Annotated in this window: 16 protein-coding genes and 1 pseudogene; 8 read left to right on the top strand and 9 right to left on the bottom strand. The window is 71.8% G+C overall.

Translation table 11 applies throughout. The annotated features are described in order from the left end of the window. Nucleotides 1-482, bottom strand: a pseudogene (locus tag ABD140_RS12155) (RNA-guided endonuclease TnpB family protein); the annotation flags it as partial. 111 nt (nucleotides 483-593) lie between these two features. On the opposite strand from ABD140_RS12155, the gene ABD140_RS12150 reads away from it, so the two are divergent. Next, nucleotides 594-1250, top strand: a complete 657-nt coding sequence (locus ABD140_RS12150) for a glycerophosphodiester phosphodiesterase (protein WP_344239958.1) — start codon at nucleotides 594-596, stop codon at nucleotides 1248-1250. A 121-nt stretch (nucleotides 1251-1371) separates the two neighbouring features. Here ABD140_RS12150 and ABD140_RS12145 read toward each other — a convergent pair whose 3' ends face one another. Further along, a complete protein-coding gene (locus ABD140_RS12145; RefSeq protein WP_425544109.1) occupies nucleotides 1372-2994 on the bottom strand; it encodes a DEAD/DEAH box helicase in 1623 nt (540 codons plus the stop codon). A 351-nt stretch (nucleotides 2995-3345) separates the two neighbouring features. Between ABD140_RS12145 and ABD140_RS12140 the strand changes: the two genes are divergently transcribed. Further along, nucleotides 3346-4989: a serine/threonine-protein kinase gene (locus ABD140_RS12140; RefSeq protein ID WP_344239956.1), complete on the top strand. Its 1644-nt coding sequence runs from the start codon at nucleotides 3346-3348 to the stop codon at nucleotides 4987-4989. Nucleotides 4990-5014: 25 nt separating this feature from the next. On the opposite strand, the gene ABD140_RS12135 is transcribed toward ABD140_RS12140, so the two are convergent. The 4 genes from ABD140_RS12135 to ligD (ABD140_RS12120) all read right to left on the bottom strand — a co-directional run bounded on the left by ABD140_RS12135 (nucleotide 5015) and on the right by ligD (ABD140_RS12120) (nucleotide 7918). Further along, nucleotides 5015-5638, bottom strand: coding sequence for a TetR/AcrR family transcriptional regulator (locus tag ABD140_RS12135; RefSeq protein WP_344239954.1), 624 nt, complete (start codon nucleotides 5636-5638; stop codon nucleotides 5015-5017). A 109-nt stretch (nucleotides 5639-5747) separates the two neighbouring features. Then, a complete protein-coding gene (locus ABD140_RS12130; RefSeq protein ID WP_344239952.1) occupies nucleotides 5748-5945 on the bottom strand; it encodes a hypothetical protein in 198 nt (65 codons plus the stop codon). 69 nt (nucleotides 5946-6014) lie between these two features. Continuing rightward, on the bottom strand, nucleotides 6015-6884 hold the full coding sequence (gene ligD / locus ABD140_RS12125) for a non-homologous end-joining DNA ligase (RefSeq protein ID WP_344239950.1): 870 nt from the start codon (nucleotides 6882-6884) through the stop codon (nucleotides 6015-6017). Next, nucleotides 6881-7918 carry a non-homologous end-joining DNA ligase gene (ligD, locus tag ABD140_RS12120; RefSeq protein ID WP_344239986.1) on the bottom strand — a complete coding sequence of 346 codons (1038 nt, stop codon included), beginning with the start codon at nucleotides 7916-7918 and terminating at the stop codon, nucleotides 6881-6883. The genes ligD (ABD140_RS12125) and ligD (ABD140_RS12120) overlap by 4 nt, the downstream gene beginning before the upstream one ends. 65 nt (nucleotides 7919-7983) lie before the next feature. On the opposite strand from ligD (ABD140_RS12120), the gene ku reads away from it, so the two are divergent. Beyond that, nucleotides 7984-8826 (top strand): non-homologous end joining protein Ku, encoded by an 843-nt coding sequence (gene ku, locus ABD140_RS12115; protein ID WP_344239948.1) that lies wholly within the window; start codon nucleotides 7984-7986, stop codon nucleotides 8824-8826. On the opposite strand, the gene ABD140_RS12110 is transcribed toward ku, so the two are convergent. Further along, nucleotides 8823-9542, bottom strand: coding sequence for a TetR/AcrR family transcriptional regulator (locus ABD140_RS12110; protein WP_344239946.1), 720 nt, complete (start codon nucleotides 9540-9542; stop codon nucleotides 8823-8825). The two genes, ku and ABD140_RS12110, sit on opposite strands and share 4 nt — an antisense overlap. 123 nt (nucleotides 9543-9665) lie before the next feature. Between ABD140_RS12110 and ABD140_RS12105 the strand changes: the two genes are divergently transcribed. Further along, on the top strand, nucleotides 9666-11786 hold the full coding sequence (locus ABD140_RS12105) for an MMPL family transporter (protein WP_344239944.1): 2121 nt from the start codon (nucleotides 9666-9668) through the stop codon (nucleotides 11784-11786). 20 nt (nucleotides 11787-11806) lie between these two features. Here ABD140_RS12105 and ABD140_RS12100 read toward each other — a convergent pair whose 3' ends face one another. Beyond that, a complete protein-coding gene (locus tag ABD140_RS12100) occupies nucleotides 11807-12133 on the bottom strand; it encodes an MGMT family protein (RefSeq protein WP_344239942.1) in 327 nt (108 codons plus the stop codon). A 157-nt stretch (nucleotides 12134-12290) separates the two neighbouring features. Between ABD140_RS12100 and ABD140_RS12095 the strand changes: the two genes are divergently transcribed. The 4 genes from ABD140_RS12095 to ABD140_RS12080 all read left to right on the top strand — a co-directional run bounded on the left by ABD140_RS12095 (nucleotide 12291) and on the right by ABD140_RS12080 (nucleotide 15138). Further along, nucleotides 12291-13634, top strand: coding sequence for an APC family permease (locus ABD140_RS12095; RefSeq protein ID WP_344239940.1), 1344 nt, complete (start codon nucleotides 12291-12293; stop codon nucleotides 13632-13634). Nucleotides 13635-13881: 247 nt separating this feature from the next. Then, entirely contained in the window at nucleotides 13882-14277 is a 396-nt protein-coding gene (locus tag ABD140_RS12090) for a DUF1622 domain-containing protein (RefSeq protein ID WP_344239938.1), read from the top strand. 121 nt (nucleotides 14278-14398) lie between these two features. Further along, entirely contained in the window at nucleotides 14399-14854 is a 456-nt protein-coding gene (locus tag ABD140_RS12085; protein WP_344239936.1) for a hypothetical protein, read from the top strand. Beyond that, a complete protein-coding gene (locus ABD140_RS12080; RefSeq protein ID WP_344239934.1) occupies nucleotides 14851-15138 on the top strand; it encodes a winged helix-turn-helix domain-containing protein in 288 nt (95 codons plus the stop codon). Before ABD140_RS12085 ends, ABD140_RS12080 begins: the two co-directional genes overlap by 4 nt. Nucleotides 15139-15227: 89 nt before the next feature. On the opposite strand, the gene moeZ is transcribed toward ABD140_RS12080, so the two are convergent. Further along, nucleotides 15228-16409, bottom strand: a complete 1182-nt coding sequence (gene moeZ, locus ABD140_RS12075) for an adenylyltransferase/sulfurtransferase MoeZ (protein WP_344239932.1) — start codon at nucleotides 16407-16409, stop codon at nucleotides 15228-15230. Nucleotides 16410-16556: the final 147 nt, after the last annotated feature.

The raw sequence follows: 16556 nt of genomic DNA, 5'->3' as shown, positions 1-16556 counted from the left end.
GACTCCCCGCGCCGGTACTCGGTGAGCATCTTCCACCGGGCCGGCGAGCACTCGAACGCGATGTTCTTCACGCGGCCGCAGACGGTCCAGATCGAGACGGTACGGGCATCTGGCTGCCAGGACAGGCAGCGGTCGTCGAACGGCTGGGCGGCGTCCTTGCGGAAGCGGACCGGTTTGGACTCCACCGCCCGGCGACGCCTGGAGCCCACCGGGCTGTAGTCACCGGCTTTCAGGTTCGCTTTCAAGGCGGCGTAGGCCCCGGCGACTTTGCGGATCACATGGAGGGCCGACTGGGCGGACAGACCCATCGCCTTCACTTCCCCGTACATCAGCCGCTGAAGCGCTTGCTTGGCCTGGACACCGGCCTCGAACGCGCGCCGGGAGGCTTGGTCGGCGGCCCGGTTGCAGGCGTGCAGAGTCTCCCGCAGGGCCACCGCGGTGGCCTCGTCCGGGAGGAGCTTCACCTGCACCACGAGCTTCACGTCCCTAACTTAGCGTTCTCTTTTCGCCACTGAGAGTGTTTCTCGGTATGGACAAAGGGAGCGAAGGCCGTGAATGGTCGGGATTTCTTGCCGTATCGTAGGGAAATTTCTATGAAACCCGCTGAAACCCTGGTCTCGGCGCATCGTCGTGACGGCGGCGACGAGGTGGCCGCGCTGGCTCGTGCCCTGGAGAGCGGCGCTCACTATGTGGAACTGGACATTCGGCGGTCGGCGGGCGGCGAGCTGGTCGTGCGGCATGATCCCCCGCGGGGGGAGGACCACTACCGGCTCGTGGACGCGCTGCGGGCGGTGCGGGGGCGCGCCCGCGCGCATCTGGACCTGAAGGAGCCCGGCTACGAGGCCGACGTCCTCGCCCTGGCAGCGGAGGTCTTCGGCGCGGGCGGGGAGGACTCCTACCTCTTCACCACCCGGTACGACCGCTCCGTCGCGCGGGCCAAGGAGCTGGCGCCCGGCGTGCGCTGCGCCCTGTCGGTGGGGCGCCCGCCGTGGCATCCGGGCTTCGCGGCCGACCTCGGGCCGGTGGCGCGCATCCGCGCCTGCGGCGCCGACTGGGTGGCGCTGGACCACCGGCTGGTCGGCCTGGGCGTCCTGGAGCGCTGCGCCCGCGCGGGCGTCCCGGCGATGCTGTGGACGGTCAACGCGCCGCGCGCCCTGCGCCGCTACCTGGCCGATCCCCGCGTCGCGATGGTGGTCACCGACCACCCGCGCACCGCCCTGGAACTGCGCGGCAACGGCGGATCCGCCTGATCATGGAGATCAGCGGCGGATCCGGCTGATCACGGGCATCAGCGGCGGATCCGTCTGATCGCGGGGACCAACGGAAGATCCGCCTGATCGCGGGGACCAAGCGGATCGACGGTCGTGCGGCTCAGGCGGTCTCGGGGGTCGCGCCCTCCGGGGCCGCCGCCTCGGCGCCCTCGGCGGGGCGACGGGTGCGCGTGCGGGTACGGGTGCGCCTGCGGGGAGCGCCCTCGGCGGACGCGGTCTGGGCGGGCGCGGCCGAGGCGGTGCGGCCCTCCCCGGCTCCGGCGGCGGCCGGGGCCTCGGCGGCCTCGGACGTGCCGTCCTTGTCGACGGGGACGCCGCGGCGGGTGCGGGTCCGGGAGCGCTCGCGGCGGCGCGCCGGGCGCTCGGCGCGCTCGGTCTCCCGGGGGCGGGACTTGGGCGTGCGGATGCGGCCGGTCTCGCCGATGTCCTCGAGCTCCTCGGCGGCCAGCCCCTCGCGCTCGCGCTGCTCCTTGGGCAGGGTGCCCTTGACGCCCTTGGGGATGTCCAGCGCCTCGTAGAGGTGGTCGGAGGTGGAGTAGGTCTCCTGCGGGTCGGCGAAGTCCAGGCCGAGCGCCTTGTTGATCAGCTTCCAGCGCTGGAGGTCCGACCAGTCGACCAGGGTGACCGCGATGCCCTCGTGGCCGGCCCGGCCGGTGCGGCCGATCCGGTGCACGTGCGCCTTGTCGTCCTCGGGGCACTCGTAGTTGATCACGTGCGTGACGTCGTCGATGTCCAGCCCGCGGGCCGCGACGTCGGTGGCGATCAGCACGTCGATCTTGCCGTGGCGGAACGCGCGCAGCGCCCGCTCGCGCTGGCCCTGGCCGAGGTCGCCGTGGACGGCCGCGACGGCGAAGCCGCGTCCGGCCAGGTCGGTGGCCAGCCGGTCGCAGGTGCGCTTGGTCTGGCAGAAGACCATGGTCAGCCCGCGGCCCTCGGCCTGCAGGATGCGCGCCACCATCTCCGGCTTGTCCATCTGGTGGGCCTGCCAGACGTGCTGGACCACCTTGGGCTGGGCCTCGGACTCGGCGTGCGCCTCGGCCCGCACGTTGGTGGGCCGGGTGAGGTAGCGCCGGGACAGGCCCATGATCTCGCCCGGCATGGTCGCCGAGAAGAGCATGGTCTGCCGCTTCTCGGGCACCTTGGCGACGATGCGCTCGATGTCGGGCAGGAAGCCCAGGTCGAGCATGCGGTCGGCCTCGTCCAGCACCAGGGCCGAGACCTGCGAGAGGTCGAGGTGGCGCTGCTTGACCAGGTCGAGCATGCGGCCCGGGGTGCCCACGACGATGTCGACGCCGTCGCGCAGCGCCTCGATCTGGGGCTCGTAGGCGCGCCCGCCGTACACCGCCAGGACGCGGGTGCCGAGCTTGCCGCCGGCCAGCACCAGGTCGTCGTGGACCTGGATCGCCAGCTCGCGGGTCGGGACGACGACCAGGCCGCGGGGGGCCTTGCCGCCGTGGGTGATCCGCTGCAGCAGCGGGATGCCGAAGGCGAGGGTCTTGCCGGTGCCCGTGCGGGCCTGGCCGATGATGTCCTGGCCGCCGAGCGCGATCGGCAGCGCCAGGGCCTGGATGGGGAAGGGCGAGGTGATGCCCTCGGTCGCGAGGGCGTCGGCTATTTCGGGGATGACCCCGAGTTCGGTGAAGGTAGTCAGGACGTTCAGCCTCCGTAGTTCTGGGCGGCGAGGTCTGCCCGAGAGGCGCCGTGAAGGAGCGCGGCGCAGCAAGGCCCGTTCGTTGCGGCCGCGCGCTCGCGCGGGAGGGACCAGCCGTCGTTACTTTGTTCTGGGGCGGACCGCGGCGGCGCGCGGGGTGGGCGCCTGGGTGGGCGTCGGTGCGCGTCACGAGTGCGCGGTCACACTCTGCAACACAGTCTACCGGCTGTCGGTCGTTCCTCGCCATAGCAGAAAGTTCCGAGCCCTCGCAGGGGATCCGCCTTCGTCAGGGAAGCTCGGCTCGGCAGGGGTTTCTCCGTCTTTTTCCGTCGGGTACCGGACCTGCGATCCCTGGCACAACGGGCCTGGTTTTTCAGGACAATGGTCGCCTCAACCGATCTTCCCGACATCTTGAGGGCGTGCATGGACTGGCAGGTTCCCGGCTACGACGAGCTCCGCGATCTGGGCGGGGGCGCCCAGGGACGGGTGGTGCTGGCGTCGGAGCGGCGAGGGGGCGGCCTGCGCGCCGTCAAGTACCTGGCCCGGGCGGCGGACACGCTGGAGCGCGACGCGGCGGCGCTGGCGCGGGTGGCCGACCCCCACCTGGCGCGGATCCACGGGTACGAGCCGGAGCTCGGCGGGGCCGGCGGCGCGCTGATCATGGAGGTGGTCGAGGGGTACGCCCTGGACGCGGTGCTCGCCGCCCGGGTGGCGCTGGAGCCCAGGGCGGCCCTGGTGCTGTTCCGGCAGCTGCTGCTGGGCCTGGCCGCCGCGCACGCCGCAGGGGTGCCGCACCGCGACTGCAAGCCCGCGAACGTCATCCTCCGGCCGGACGGGACAGCCGTGCTGGTCGGCTTCGGCGGAAAGGCGCTCCCGGCCGGGGAGGAGGACGCCGGACGGGACGGGACCCCCGCCTACCGCGCCCCCGAGCAGTGGACGGGCGCGCCCGCCAACCCCGCCACGGACCTCTACGCGGCGACCTGCGTCCTCTTCGAGTGCCTGACGGGCGCCCCGCCCTACCAGGCGGCCACCGAGACCGAGCTCCAGCAGCTGCACCAGAGCGCCGCGCCCCCCACCGAGCGGCTGCCCAAGGCACTGCGCCCCCTGGCCCTGCGCGGCCTCGCCAAGTTCCCCGCCCAGCGCCCCCTGGACGCCCTGGCGTTCGTGTCCGACGTGGAGAAGACCGCCCGCCGCGCCTACGGCCGCGCCTGGGAGAGCCGCGGCCTGGCCTCCCTCTCGGGGCTGGCCGCCGCCATGGCGGGAACGGGGGCGTACCCGGTCGTCGGAGGCGCCGGGCGGCGGTTCTTCACGGGCAGGACCGCGCTGGTGTGCGGCGCCGCGGGGCTGGCGGCGATCGTGGCGGGCGGGGTGTTCCTCCAGTCGGCCTCCGAGAACGCCCGGGAGGACCGCTCCCCGGCCGCGGCGCCGCCGAAGACGCGGCAGGCCGCCATGGCCGAGGTGGTGTTCGTGGAGGAGGAGGCGCCCGGGGAGCGGGTCAGGATCGCCACCGTGACCGGCCTGCCCGCCGCGCTGGACGGCAGGATCGACGCCGCGCTGCGCGCCCGGGTGGACACGCTGCTGCGCCAGACCAGGCCGGGCCTGGCGGGGGGCCGGATCAGGGTGCGGTCCTCGCTCGGCTTCCGGTCCGCGGGCCTGATGTCGGTGACCTACGCCTTCTCGGCGCGGCCCGGGCCGGAGGCGGAGAGCACCGAGGAGTTCACCAGCCGGTTCGCCGTCACCGTCGACCTCGCGACCGGCACGGAGGTCACCCCGTCCCGGATCTTCCCCGAGGACTCGCTGCCCGAGCTGAACCGGCGGATCATGAAGGTGGCCGAGGACCCCCGCGACTGCTTCGCCGAGGGGCCGCTGGAGCTGACCGCCGCCAACCTGGAGCGCGTCCTGGAGCCGGCGTTCGTGCGCAAGGGCATGCGGGCCGCTCTCCGGCTGGCGGAGAGCGGCGCCGGGGACCGGTACTCCCCGGGCTGCCGCCGCACCGAGGAGCTCGTGCCCTACCGCATGCTGCTGGACCTGATGGCCCCGGACTTCCGCGCCAAGCTGGGCCGCTGAGCGGCCCGGCGGCGGCGCCCGCCGCTCAGGCGCCGGTGCGCGGGAACCCCGAGATGCCCCGCCAGGCGAGCCGGGCGATGACGTTCTCCGCGGTGTCCTTGGGGATGGACTTCTGCTGGGAGAGCCAGTAGCGGGCGCTGACCTCGGCCATGCCGACCAGGCCCATGCCCAGCAGGTAGGCCTCGTCGACGGTCGCCTTGGTGTCCTCCTGGATCACCTTGGCGATCATCTCGGCGCACTTGTGGTTGGCGCGCTCCACCCGGGCCCGCACCTGCGCGACGTTGCGCAGGTCGGACTCGAAGACCAGCCGGTAGGCCTCGCCGTCGCCGGACACGAAGTCGTAGAAGGCCTGCATGCTGGCCTGCACCCGGAGCTTGTTGTCGTTGGTGGAGGCCAGCGCGTCGCGGACCGTGGTGACCAACCCTTCGGCGTGCTCGTCCAGCAGGGCCAGGTAGAGCTCGAGCTTGCCCGGGAAGTGCTGGTAGAGCACGGGCTTGCTGACTCCGGCGCGCTCGGCGATCTCGTCCATCGCGGCGGCGTGGTAACCCTGTGCGACGAAGACCTCCTGCGCGGCGCCGAGCAACTGGCGCCGGCGGGCCATCCGCGGCAACCGGGTGCCTCGGGGCCGGGCGTCCGGAGTAGCGGTCACGACCATGCTCCTCTTGGCTACTGGAACAAACTTGAGCGGCTTTTGCTGTGCCGCTGCCCAATCCCATCATCCTACGCGCCAGTAACCTCGCTGGTCACCTACCTGAGGTTCAGCGGTACTCGTCCTCGTCGAGCCGAACCTCAAGGCGCTGCTCTGCCGTGTCGGCCTCGTCGGCCTCCAGCGGCACGGGAGCGTCCCTGTCCGGAGCCTCCTCGGCCTCGGGGGTCTGCTCCTCCTGCTGTTCCAGGACATCCTCTCGCGGAGCCTCCTGGAACGGGGCCTCTTCGAATTTTTTCAGATCGCCCATGACAGCCTCCCATGTGATCTCGATATCGCGGGGATCGGTTGCTCTCCTACCCCCGCCGCGCCCCTTCGCTCACTCCGGCCTCTCCCGGCCCAGCAGGGGCGCCAGCAGATCGCCGTGCTCGTCCACCCGCTCCAGCACCTGCCGCGGGCCGAACCGCACCGCCCGTCCTTCCTCCACCTCCTCCCAGGTCAACGGAGTGGAGACGGACGGTTCTTCCAGGGCGCGCAGCGAATAAGGGGCGACGGTCGTCTTGGAGGGGGAGTTCTGCGACCAGTCGACGAAGACCTTGCCGGTGCGCAGCCTGCGCTCCATCTTGGCGGTGACCAGCCGCCCGTACTCGTCCGCCAGCCGGTTGGCCGCCTTCTTGGCGTACGCGGAGGTGTCCAGGTCCTCGACCGGCACGTACAGGTGCAGGCCCTTCTTGCCGCTGCTCTTGGGGTAGGCGGTGAGCCCGTCGCCGGCCAGCAGCTCCCGCAGCAGCAGGCCCACCACGCACGCCTCGGTGAACGTCGCGGGCGCGCCCGGGTCGAGGTCGAAGACCATGAGGTCGGGCCTGCCCTCGCTGATCCGCCACTGCGGGACGTGCAGCTCCAGCGCCGCGAGGTTCGCGCACCACACGAGCGTGGGGAGGTCGTCCACCACGACGAAGTCCAGCGCCTCCTGCTGGCCCCCGGGCGTCTCGATCCGCTCCGTGCGCACCCACTCGGGAGTGCCCTTGGGCGCGTTCTTCTCGTAGAAGCGCAGCGCCCCCACCCCCTCGGGGAAGCGGATGCGGGTCAGGGGGCGGTCCCGGAGGTGCGGCAGCAGGACAGGGGCGATCCGGGTGTAGTAGTCGATCACCTCGCCCTTGGTGAACTCCGGGAACATCGGCTTGTCGAGGTTGGACAGCGTCAGCGTGCGGCCGTCCACGCGGACGTCGACGCGGTCGCTCCGGGTCATGCGACTCCTTCGTGCGGGGACGTCTCTTCGGGCGCCTTGTCCGAGCGGAGGCCGCGCCAGGAGGGGTGGCGCACACGGCCGTCGGCGGTCCACTCGGTGAAGGCGACCTCGCCGACGAGCACCGGCTCGACCCAGTGGGCGTCCCTGGAGACCTCCCAGGGCGGGGTGCCCTCGCACGGCCAGGTGCGGCGCTCCAGCGGCCTGAGGCGGGCCATGAGGTCGTCCAGGGCGGCGTCGTCGAAGCCCGTGCCGACGTGTCCGGCGTACCGCAGGCGCCCCCGGTCGTGCACGCCCAGCAGCAGCGAGCCCAGGGTGCCCTCCCGGCGGCCCTGGCCGGGCCGCCAGCCGACGACCACGACCTCCTGGGAGCGGAAGTTCTTGATCTTCTGCCAGGCGTCCGCGCGCCTGCCGGGCTGGTAGCGCGAGTCCAGCCGCTTGGCGATCAGGCCCTCCAGCCGCTCCCGCGCGGTGTAGTCCAGCAGCTCCCGCACCTGCTCGCGGTCGGAGGCCGGCAGGTAGGGCGGCACCTCGACCGGGCCCGCGGCCAGATCCAGGTCCTGCAGCAGGGCGCGGCGCTGGACGTAGGGCAGGTCGAGCAGCGACATGCCGTCCAGCTCCAGCAGGTCGAACACCACGTACCTGACCGGCACGGACCGCAGCAGCCGCCGGTCCGGATGCGGCACGTGCATGCGCCGCTGCAGCCGCTCGAAGGACGGCCTGCCCTCCTCGAACGCGACGATCTCCCCGTCCAGGAGGGTCCGGCCCGGCGGGCCGGAGCGAAGCGAGGGCCGGCCGGGCCGGCCTTCGGGGGCCCGGGGGTCGTCCCCCGGATCGACATGCCCGGCCAGGAGGTCGGCCAGCGCCCCGAGCTCGGGGTAGGTGGAGGTGATCGGCACGCCGCGGCGCGCGAACACGCGCACGCCCTCGGGGCCCACCTCGGCCAGCGCGCGCACGCCGTCCCACTTGAGCTCCAGCGCCCAGTTCTCCGGATCCTCGGGCAGCCCGCCGGAGACGGCCAGCATGGGTTCGATCATGTCCACGGTGCTGTTCGTACCCCGTTGTCTGAATCGAACCCACCCCCGCGGGGTACGGGCCGGATATGCGCAGCATCTGGAAAGGCGCCGTCTCCTTCGGTCTGGTCACCATCCCGGTGAAGCTGTACGCGGCGACCGAGCAGCGCGACGTCGCCTTCCACCAGGTGCACCGGGAGGACGGCGGGCGGATCAGGTACCGGCGCGTCTGCCAGGTCTGCGGGCAGGAGGTGCCGTTCGCCGACCTCGCCAAGGGGTATGAGCTGCCCACCGGCGAGATGGTCGTGCTGACGGACGAGGACCTGGCCGACCTGCCGCTGACCACGTCCCACCGGATCGAGGTGCTGCAGTTCACCCCGATGGAGCAGGTCGATCCGATCTACTTCAACAAGACCTACTACCTGGAACCCGACAGGATGGGCACCAAGCCCTACGTGCTGCTACGGGACGCGCTGGCCGGGTCCGGCCAGGTGGCGGTGGTGAAGGTCGCGCTGCGCTCGCGGGAGGCGCTGGCCACCCTGCGGGTCCGGGAGGGCGTCTTCGTCCTGGAGACCATGCTCTGGCCGGACGAGATCCGCACCGCCGACTTCCCCTTCCTCACCGAGAAGATCGACGTCCGGCCGCAGGAGCTGGCCATGGCGACCTCGCTGATCGAGAGCATGCAGGCCGACTTCCACCCCGACGAGTACAAGGACGTCTACCGCGAGGCGCTCCTGGACGTCATCGAGGCCAAGGCCGAGGGCCGCGAGGTCGTCCAGCCCGCCGCGGCCGAGCAGCCCGCCGCCACCGACCTGCTGGCCGCGCTGCGCGCCAGCGTCGAGGCCGCCAAGAAGAGCCGCGCGGAGGCGGCGCGCCCCGCGGAGAAGGAGAAGAAGGGCGGCAAGGGCAGGTCCCCCCGCCGGTCCGCCTAGAAGCCCAGGCGGCGGGCGATGTCGTCGAGGGAGAGGGCGAAGAGCGGCTCGGGGTCGGCCAGGGCGAACTGCACGTGGCCGAAGACCTCCAGGCTGACCGCGCCCTGCAGCAGGACCCAGCACTGCAGGTAGACCAGGATGCAGCCCAGGGGCAGGGCGATGCCCATGTGGTCGCGGTACTCGGCGAGCTGGGCGCGCAGGCCGGGGGCGATCTCCTCGTCGGCCGGCACGGGGAAGGGCCTCTGGGCCCACAGCTCGGTGAAGAGCGCCATGAAGAACATGCCGAACCGGGCGCCGCACTCGTCGGCGTGGTCGTGGACGTGCGCGCCGTCCTCGCCGGGGGCGCCGGGGGCGCCGGGCGGGGGGAGGGGCGTCCCGAAGATCATGCCGTACTCGCGGGGGTGGTTCAGGGACCAGCGGCGGAAGCCGTGTCCCGCGGCGCGGAACCGCGCCTCGATGCCGTCCCCGGCGACCTCCTCCAGCCGGGCGGCGAGGAAGTCGGTGAGGTCGCCGTACAGGTCGCCGGCCAGGTGCCGCAGCAGTTCGTCGCGGTTGGCGAAGTAGCGGTAGAGCGCGGGCGCCGTCATGCCCATCTCCCGGGCGATCGCCCGCAGGGTGACGGCCTCGATGCCGTCCTCGACCAGCAGCCTCCGGGCGGTCCGGCTGATCTCCGCGATGGTCGCGGCCCGCTGCCGTTCCCGCCTTGCCCCGCTCACTCGTGCTCCTCCTGATGTGACCTGTCTCGCATTGACGGTACCGCCCCGTCGCGGGAACGTTAACACCGTACGTTAAGTAAACGGCATTAACCAAAGTTATCCACAGTCACGAAGGGATCGAGGATGTTCGAGACCTGGGGGCGGCTCGTCCACCGACGACGCAAGCTCATCCTCTGGCTCTCCCTGGCCGCCGTCGTGTTCTTCGGCGCCTGGGGGACGGGGGTGTTCGGCGCGCTCACCACGGCGGGCGGCTTCGACACCCCCGGCAGCGACAGCCATCAGGCGGCCCAGCGGATCGAGGACGGCTTCGGCCGCTCCGAGCCCGACGTCGTCGTCCTGTACTCCGGGAACGCCGACGACCCCGCCGTCAAAGAGGCGGTGACCTCGTCCCTGGCCGCGCTGCCCGAGGACGTGGTCGTCAGCTCCGCCACCTACTGGTCCACCGGCTCTCCGCAGTTCGTGAGCCGAGACCGGACGGCCACCTACGCGGTCCTCAACCTGGCGGGGGAGACCCCGCAGGACCGCACCGACGCCTTCGCCGAACTCGAACCGCTGCTGCGCGGCGTCGAGGGCCTCGAGGCGCGGCTCGGCGGGAACATCGTCACCGAGGACGCCATCAACTCCCAGGTCTCCTCCGACATCGCCTTCGCCGAGACGATCTCCCTGCCGGTCCTGCTGGTCCTGCTGCTGATCGTCTTCGGCGGGCTGGTCGCGGCCTCCCTGCCGCTGGTCATCGGCGGCGTGGCCATCCTCGGCTCCTTCACCGCCCTGCACGTCCTGTCGTACTTCACCGAGATCTCCACCTTCTCCATCAGCATCACCACCTTCCTCGGCATGGGCCTGGCCATCGACTACGGGCTGTTCATGGTGTGGCGGTTCCGGGAGGAGCTGGAGCGCGCGGACGGCGACGTCGAGACGGCGGTCGTGCGCATGATGGGCACCGCCGGGCGCACCGTCATGGTGTCCGGTGTGACCGTCGCGGTCTCACTGGCCGGGCTGCTCCTGTTCGACCAGATCTTCCTGCGGTCCATGGGCATGGGCGGCGTCGCGACCGTGCTGGTGGCGATGCTCGCGGCCGTGGTGGTGCTCCCCGCGCTGCTGGCCGTCCTGGGGCCGAAGGTGCGCTCGCGCCGGGCCAGGAAAACCGGGCGGGACGGCGGCGGCGACCGCTGGCGGCGCGTCGCCCAGGCCGTCATGCGGCGGCCGGTCGTGGTGAGCCTGGCGATCGTGGCGCTGCTGCTGGTGCTCGGCTCGCCGTTCCTGCGCATCAACTGGGGCGGCGTCGACACCCGGGTGCTGCCCGAGGGCACCGAGAGCCGCGTCGTCGCCGAGGCGCTCGCCGCCGACTTCCCGCGCGGCAACGTCGATCCCATCGAGATCTCCGTGGAGGGCGCGCCCGCCGAGCAGTACCTCGCCTCGCTCCTGCGGATCGAGGGCGTGACCGGCGGGGCGATCGTCGGGAGGTCCGGCGACCTCACCCGCATCCGGCTCACCTACGACGGCGACCCCTACTCCTCCGCGACGCGGGAGCTGGTGCGCGAGGTGCGGGCGGTGCCCGCGCCCGGCGAGACGCACGTCGGCGGCGCCACCGCGGTCCTGGAGGACCAGCTCGACAGCCTCGCCGACAACCTGCTGCCGCTCGTGCTGTTCGTCGGCATCGCCACGTTCGTCCTGCTCTTCCTGGCGTTCGGCTCGGTCGTGCTGCCGATCAAGGCGATCCTGATGAACGTGCTGTCGCTGGCCGCGACGTTCGGGGCGATCGTCTGGATCTTCCAGGACGGCCACTTCGCCGGCCTGCTGGACTTCACCGTCACCGGGGACATCGCGCCCGCCATGCCGATCCTCATGCTCGCCATGTTGTTCGGCATCTCCATGGACTACGAGGTCTTCCTGCTCTCCCGCGTCCGCGAGCAGTACGACCTGACCGGCGACAACACCACCGCGGTCGCGACCGGCCTGCAGCGCACCGGCTCGATCATCACCAGCGCCGCGCTGCTGTTCGTCGTCGTGGTGGGGGCGTTCGCCACCTCCGGCATCACGTTCATGAAGCTCACCGGCGTCGGCATGTTCATCGCCGTCGTGGTGGACGCCACGATCATCCGGGTGCTGCTCGTGCCCGCCACCATGCGGCTGCTGGGCGCCGCCAACTGGTGGGCGCCCGGCCCCCTCAGGCGCCTGTACGCCCGCTACGGCATCCGCGAGGAGGACGAACCCGCCGCGACCCGCGAACCGGCCGCCGTCTGAAGGTCACGCCGCTGCGCGCCTCACCGCTCGTCGCCCGGCAGCAGGCCCTCCCACCGGGCCCTGCGCAGGTCGACGCGGTCCTCCCCGCGCAGCGGCGTCCCCTCCCGCGCGTAGGCGGCCCGCGCCCGCGCCTCGTGACCGGGCAGCATCCGCCCGTCCGCGCGGATCACCCGCCACCACGGCACGCCGCCCCCCTGCAGCGACATCACCCGGCCCACCTGCCGGGGCCCGCCGGCGCCGAGGTACTCGGCGACGTCCCCGTACGTCATGACGCGCCCCGCGGGGATGCGCTCCACCAGCCCCAGCACCAGCTCCACGTACTCCTCGCCGTCCTTCACGCGGCCCATTCTCGCCTCCCGCCGCCCGCCGGGCCATCCGGTCTCCACAGGATGCGCGTTTGCGACCCGCCGTGACAGAGGTGTCGCTTAGGGTTGATCCTCCGGGTGGCGGCGGGGACCGTGCGGCACGGTCCCCGCCGGCGGACGAGCGGTGAGTGGGGGCGGGATGGAAGAAGCGATCATCGAAGGGCGGATCCCGGTCGGCGGGCTCAAACGGGTCATCGGGCGCAGGGTGCTGCTGCTCTTCGTGATCGGCGACATCCTCGGCGCGGGCATCTACGCGCTGGTCGGGCAGGTCGCGGGGAAGGTCGGCGGGGCGATCTGGCTGCCGTTCCTCGTGGCGTTCGTGCTCGCCTCGCTGACCGCGACGGCGTACGCCGAACTGGTCGGCAAGTACCCCAGGGCCGCGGGCGCCGCGCTCTACACCAACCAGGCGTTCGGCATCCCGTTCCTGACGTTCATGGTGGCGTTCACGGTGATGATGAGCGGCGTCACCTCGGCGAGCGCGGCCGCGCGGGCGTTCGGCGGGCGCTACCTGGCGGAGTTCGTCACGCTGCCGACGATCGTGGGCGCGCTGGGCTTCCTGGCGATCGTGACGCTGGTGAACTTCGCGGGCATCTCCGAGTCGGTGCGGGTGAACGTGGTGCTCACCGTGATCGAGGCCTTCGGGCTGCTGGTGATCGTCGCGATCGGGATCTGGGCGCTGCTGCAGGGCGACGGCGACCCCGGGCGGGCACTGGAGTTCGACGGCGCCGACGGGGCGGTCCTGGGCGTGCTGGGCGGGACGGCGCTCGCCTTCTACGCGCTGATCGGCTTCGAGGACTCAGTGAACCTCGCCGAGGAGGCCAAGGACCCGCAGCGCGACTTCCCGCGCGCGCTGTTCGGCGGGCTCGCCGTCGCCGTGCTCATCTACATGGCGGTGGCCTTCACCGCCACGATGCTGGTCGACACCCGCACCCTGGAGACCTCCACCGGGCCGCTGCTGGAGGTGGTGAAGGTCGCGGGGCTGTCCTTCCCGCCGAAGCTGTTCGCGCTGATCGCGCTGCTGGCCGTCGGCAACACCGCCCTCATCAACATGATCATGGCCTCCCGGCTGGTGTACGGCATGGCCCAGGAGGGCATCGTCCCCGCCGTCTTCGGCATGGTGCACGCCCGCCGCGCCACCCCCTGGCCGGCCATCCTGTTCACCGTCGCCATCGCGGTGGTGCTGGTGAGCACCGGCGACATCGGCGGCCTCGCCGACACCACGGTCCTGCTCCTCCTGCTGGTCTTCGCCCTGGTGAACGTCTGCGTGCTCGTCCTGCGCCGCGACCGCGTCGAGCACGACCACTTCCACGCCCCCGCCTGGATGCCCGCCGTGGGCGCCGTCGTCTGCCTGGTCCTGGCCTCCCCCCTGACCGGCCGCGAGGCCGAGGTCTACCTCCGCGCCGCCGTCCTCGTGGCCATCGGCGTCCTCCTCTGGCTCGTCAACCACCTCGTGGCCCGCCGCCGCTCGAAGGGCGGAGCGTGAGACATCGAACGTGAGACGCCGATGAGACGCGGGGCGTGAGACGCCGAGCTGAGACGCCGATGAGACGTGGGGCGTGAGACGCAGGCCGTGAGGCGTAGGCCGTGAGTCGCGGAGCGTGAGACGCCGCCTGGCCGGAAGGCCGCCTGGCCGGAAGGCGGGAAAGGCTCCTCGTCCTGGGGCGCATGAAACGGCTCCGGGCCGGAAAAGCGGACAGGTGACCGCTTGAAACCGTGCTCAGGGGGACGCCGTGCAGTTCGAGGAACTGGTCGAGAACGCGGGCAAGGCGGTCGACTTGGCCGGCGTGCTGGTCATCGTGGTCGGCGGCGTGCTGACGACGACGCTGTTCCTCCGCCGCTCGCTGCGCCGCGCGGACCTCTCCGCCTCCTACCGCTCCTACCGCCAGGGCCTGGGCCGCGCGATCCTGCTGGGCCTGGAGTTCCTGGTCGCCGGCGACATCATCCGCACCGTCGCGGTCTCCCCGACCTTCACCAGCGTCGGCGTCCTCGCCGCCATCGTCCTCGTCCGCACCTTCCTCAGCTTCTCCCTCACCCTCGAGCTGGAAGGCCACTGGCCCTGGCGGGCCCGCCCCCGCGGCCCGGCCCCCGTGAACGCCCCGCTCGGCGCGAAGGCCGAGCCGGAGTAGCCGCGGCGCCCTCGTCCCTCTCCGCCGCAGGCGCTCTCCTTCCCACGTTCTGGAAAGTACTTGACGTTCCGGAAAGTGGAAAGTACTTTCCTTAGCGGAAAGTGTCTGCGAAGGGATGAGGATGACCGAGTACGACCCGGCCGAGGCGCTCGCGGAGATCGAGCGGACGCAGCAGAAGGCGTACGGCGAGCAGTACCTGCCGCTGTGGTACGTGCCGGGCTGCGTGGCTCTGGTGACCTTCCTCAGGATCAGCATGGACTTCGAGAACTCCCTGCTGAGCGCGCTGTGCGCACTGGCGGTCGCCGCCGGTTTCGGCGCGCTGGTGGCCCTGATGCTCCAGCGGAGCCGGGTGCGGTGGACGCTGCGGACCTGGAGCCCTCCCGCCCTGCTCGTCTTCGCGGCCTGGGCGCTGCTCGGAGCGGCGGCGGCCTACGGCGTCCACACCCTCGCGGACGGCCTGGACGAGCCCTGGCGCAAGGCGCTCGCAGGCGGCGCCGCCATGCTCCTCCTGGGCGCCACCACCCGCCCCATGGAGCACCTCGTCCTGCGCTACAGCAAGGGCAGGCTCGCGAAGTGAACCTCGACCCCGTGATCCACGCGCCCGTCCGCCTGCAGATCATGTCCCTCCTGGCCGCCACGGTCGAAGCGGAGTTCGCCTTCGTCCGCGACAGCCTGGAGATCAGCGACTCGGTCCTGTCCAAGCACGCCTCCGCCCTGGAGGCCGCCGGCTACGTCGAGATCCGCAAGGGCCACGTGGGCAAACGCCCCCGCACCTGGCTGAAGCTCACCGACCCCGGCCGCAAGGCCTTCAAGTCCTACGTCGAGACCCTCCAGCAGATCGTCCGCCAGCCCCTCACCTGATCCGGAGGGCGGAGTGGAATCGCGCGGGAACGCGCGAAGGCCCCGGAACCCATGGGTTCCGGGGCCTTCGCGTCGAACCGGGCCGGCCGTCAGTAGGTGGGCTGGCTGGGGTCGATCTGGCGGATCCAGGCGAGGATGCCGCCGCCGACGTGGACGGCGTCGGCGAAGCCGGCGTTCTTCACGACGGCCAGGGCCTCGGCGGAGCGGACGCCGGACTTGCAGTGCAGGACGATCTTCTTGTCCTGGGGGAGCCCGGCGAGGGCGTTGCCGTTGAGGAACTCGCCCTTGGGGATGAGCGTGGCGCCCGGGATGGAGACGATCTCGTACTCGTTGGGCTCGCGGACGTCGATGAGGAAGATGTCCTCGCCGCCGTCCTGCATCGCCTTGAGCTCGGTGACCGTGATGGTGGAGTCCTGGGCGGCCTCGGAGGCCTCCTCGGACACCGCGCCGCAGAAGGCCTCGTAGTCCTCCATCAGCTCGGTGATCGTCGGGTTCTTGCCGCACAGCGGGCACTCGGGGTCCTTGCGGACCTTGACCTGGCGGTAGGTCATCTCCAGTGCGTCGTAGATCATCAGGCGGCCGACCAGCGGGTCGCCGATGCCCGCGAGGAGCTTGATGGCCTCGGTGGTCTGGATGGAGCCGATGGACGCGCACAGCACGCCCAGGACGCCGCCCTCGGCGCAGGAGGGGACCATGCCGGGGGGCGGGGGCTCGGGGTAGAGGCAGCGGTAGCAGGGGCCGTGCTCGGCCCAGAACACGCTGGCCTGGCCGTCGAAGCGGTAGATCGAGCCCCACACGTACGGCTTGCCCAGCAGCACGGCCGCGTCGTTGACCATGTAGCGGGTGGCGAAGTTGTCGGTGCCGTCGAGGATCAGGTCGTACTGGGAGAAGATCTCCAGCACGTTGTCCCGGTCGAGCGCGGTGTTGTGCACCTTGACGTCGATCAGCGGGTTGACCTCGCGGACCGTCGCCGCCGCCGACTCGGCCTTGGCCACGCCCAGGGAGGACTGGCGGTGGATGATCTGGCGCTGCAGGTTGGACTCGTCGACGATGTCGAAGTCGATGATGCCCAGCGTGCCGACCCCGGCCGCGGCCAGGTAGAGCAGGGCGGGGGAGCCGAGGCCGCCCGCGCCGACGCAGAGCACCTTGGCGTTCTTCAGTCGCTTCTGCCCGGTCATCCCGACGTCGGGGATGATGAGGTGCCGCGAGTAGCGGTTGACCTCGTCACGGGTCAGCTCGGCCGCGGGCTCTACCAGCGGTGGCAGTGACACGGTTCACTCCTGGTCAATGGGGCGCTTTACGTCTGGGCACAACCACGACGGAGGCCCGGACATTCCCCCAATGTACCGGCGGCCGCTCGACCGCGGCGAAGCGAGGATCGGCTGTCGCGTTCCGGGGGTCCGGGGGTCGCCCCCGGG

Source organism: Actinocorallia libanotica (genome assembly GCF_039525175.1).
Lineage (GTDB): Bacteria > Actinomycetota > Actinomycetes > Streptosporangiales > Streptosporangiaceae > Actinocorallia > Actinocorallia libanotica.
This window is presented reverse-complemented; position numbering and strand designations above follow the sequence as displayed.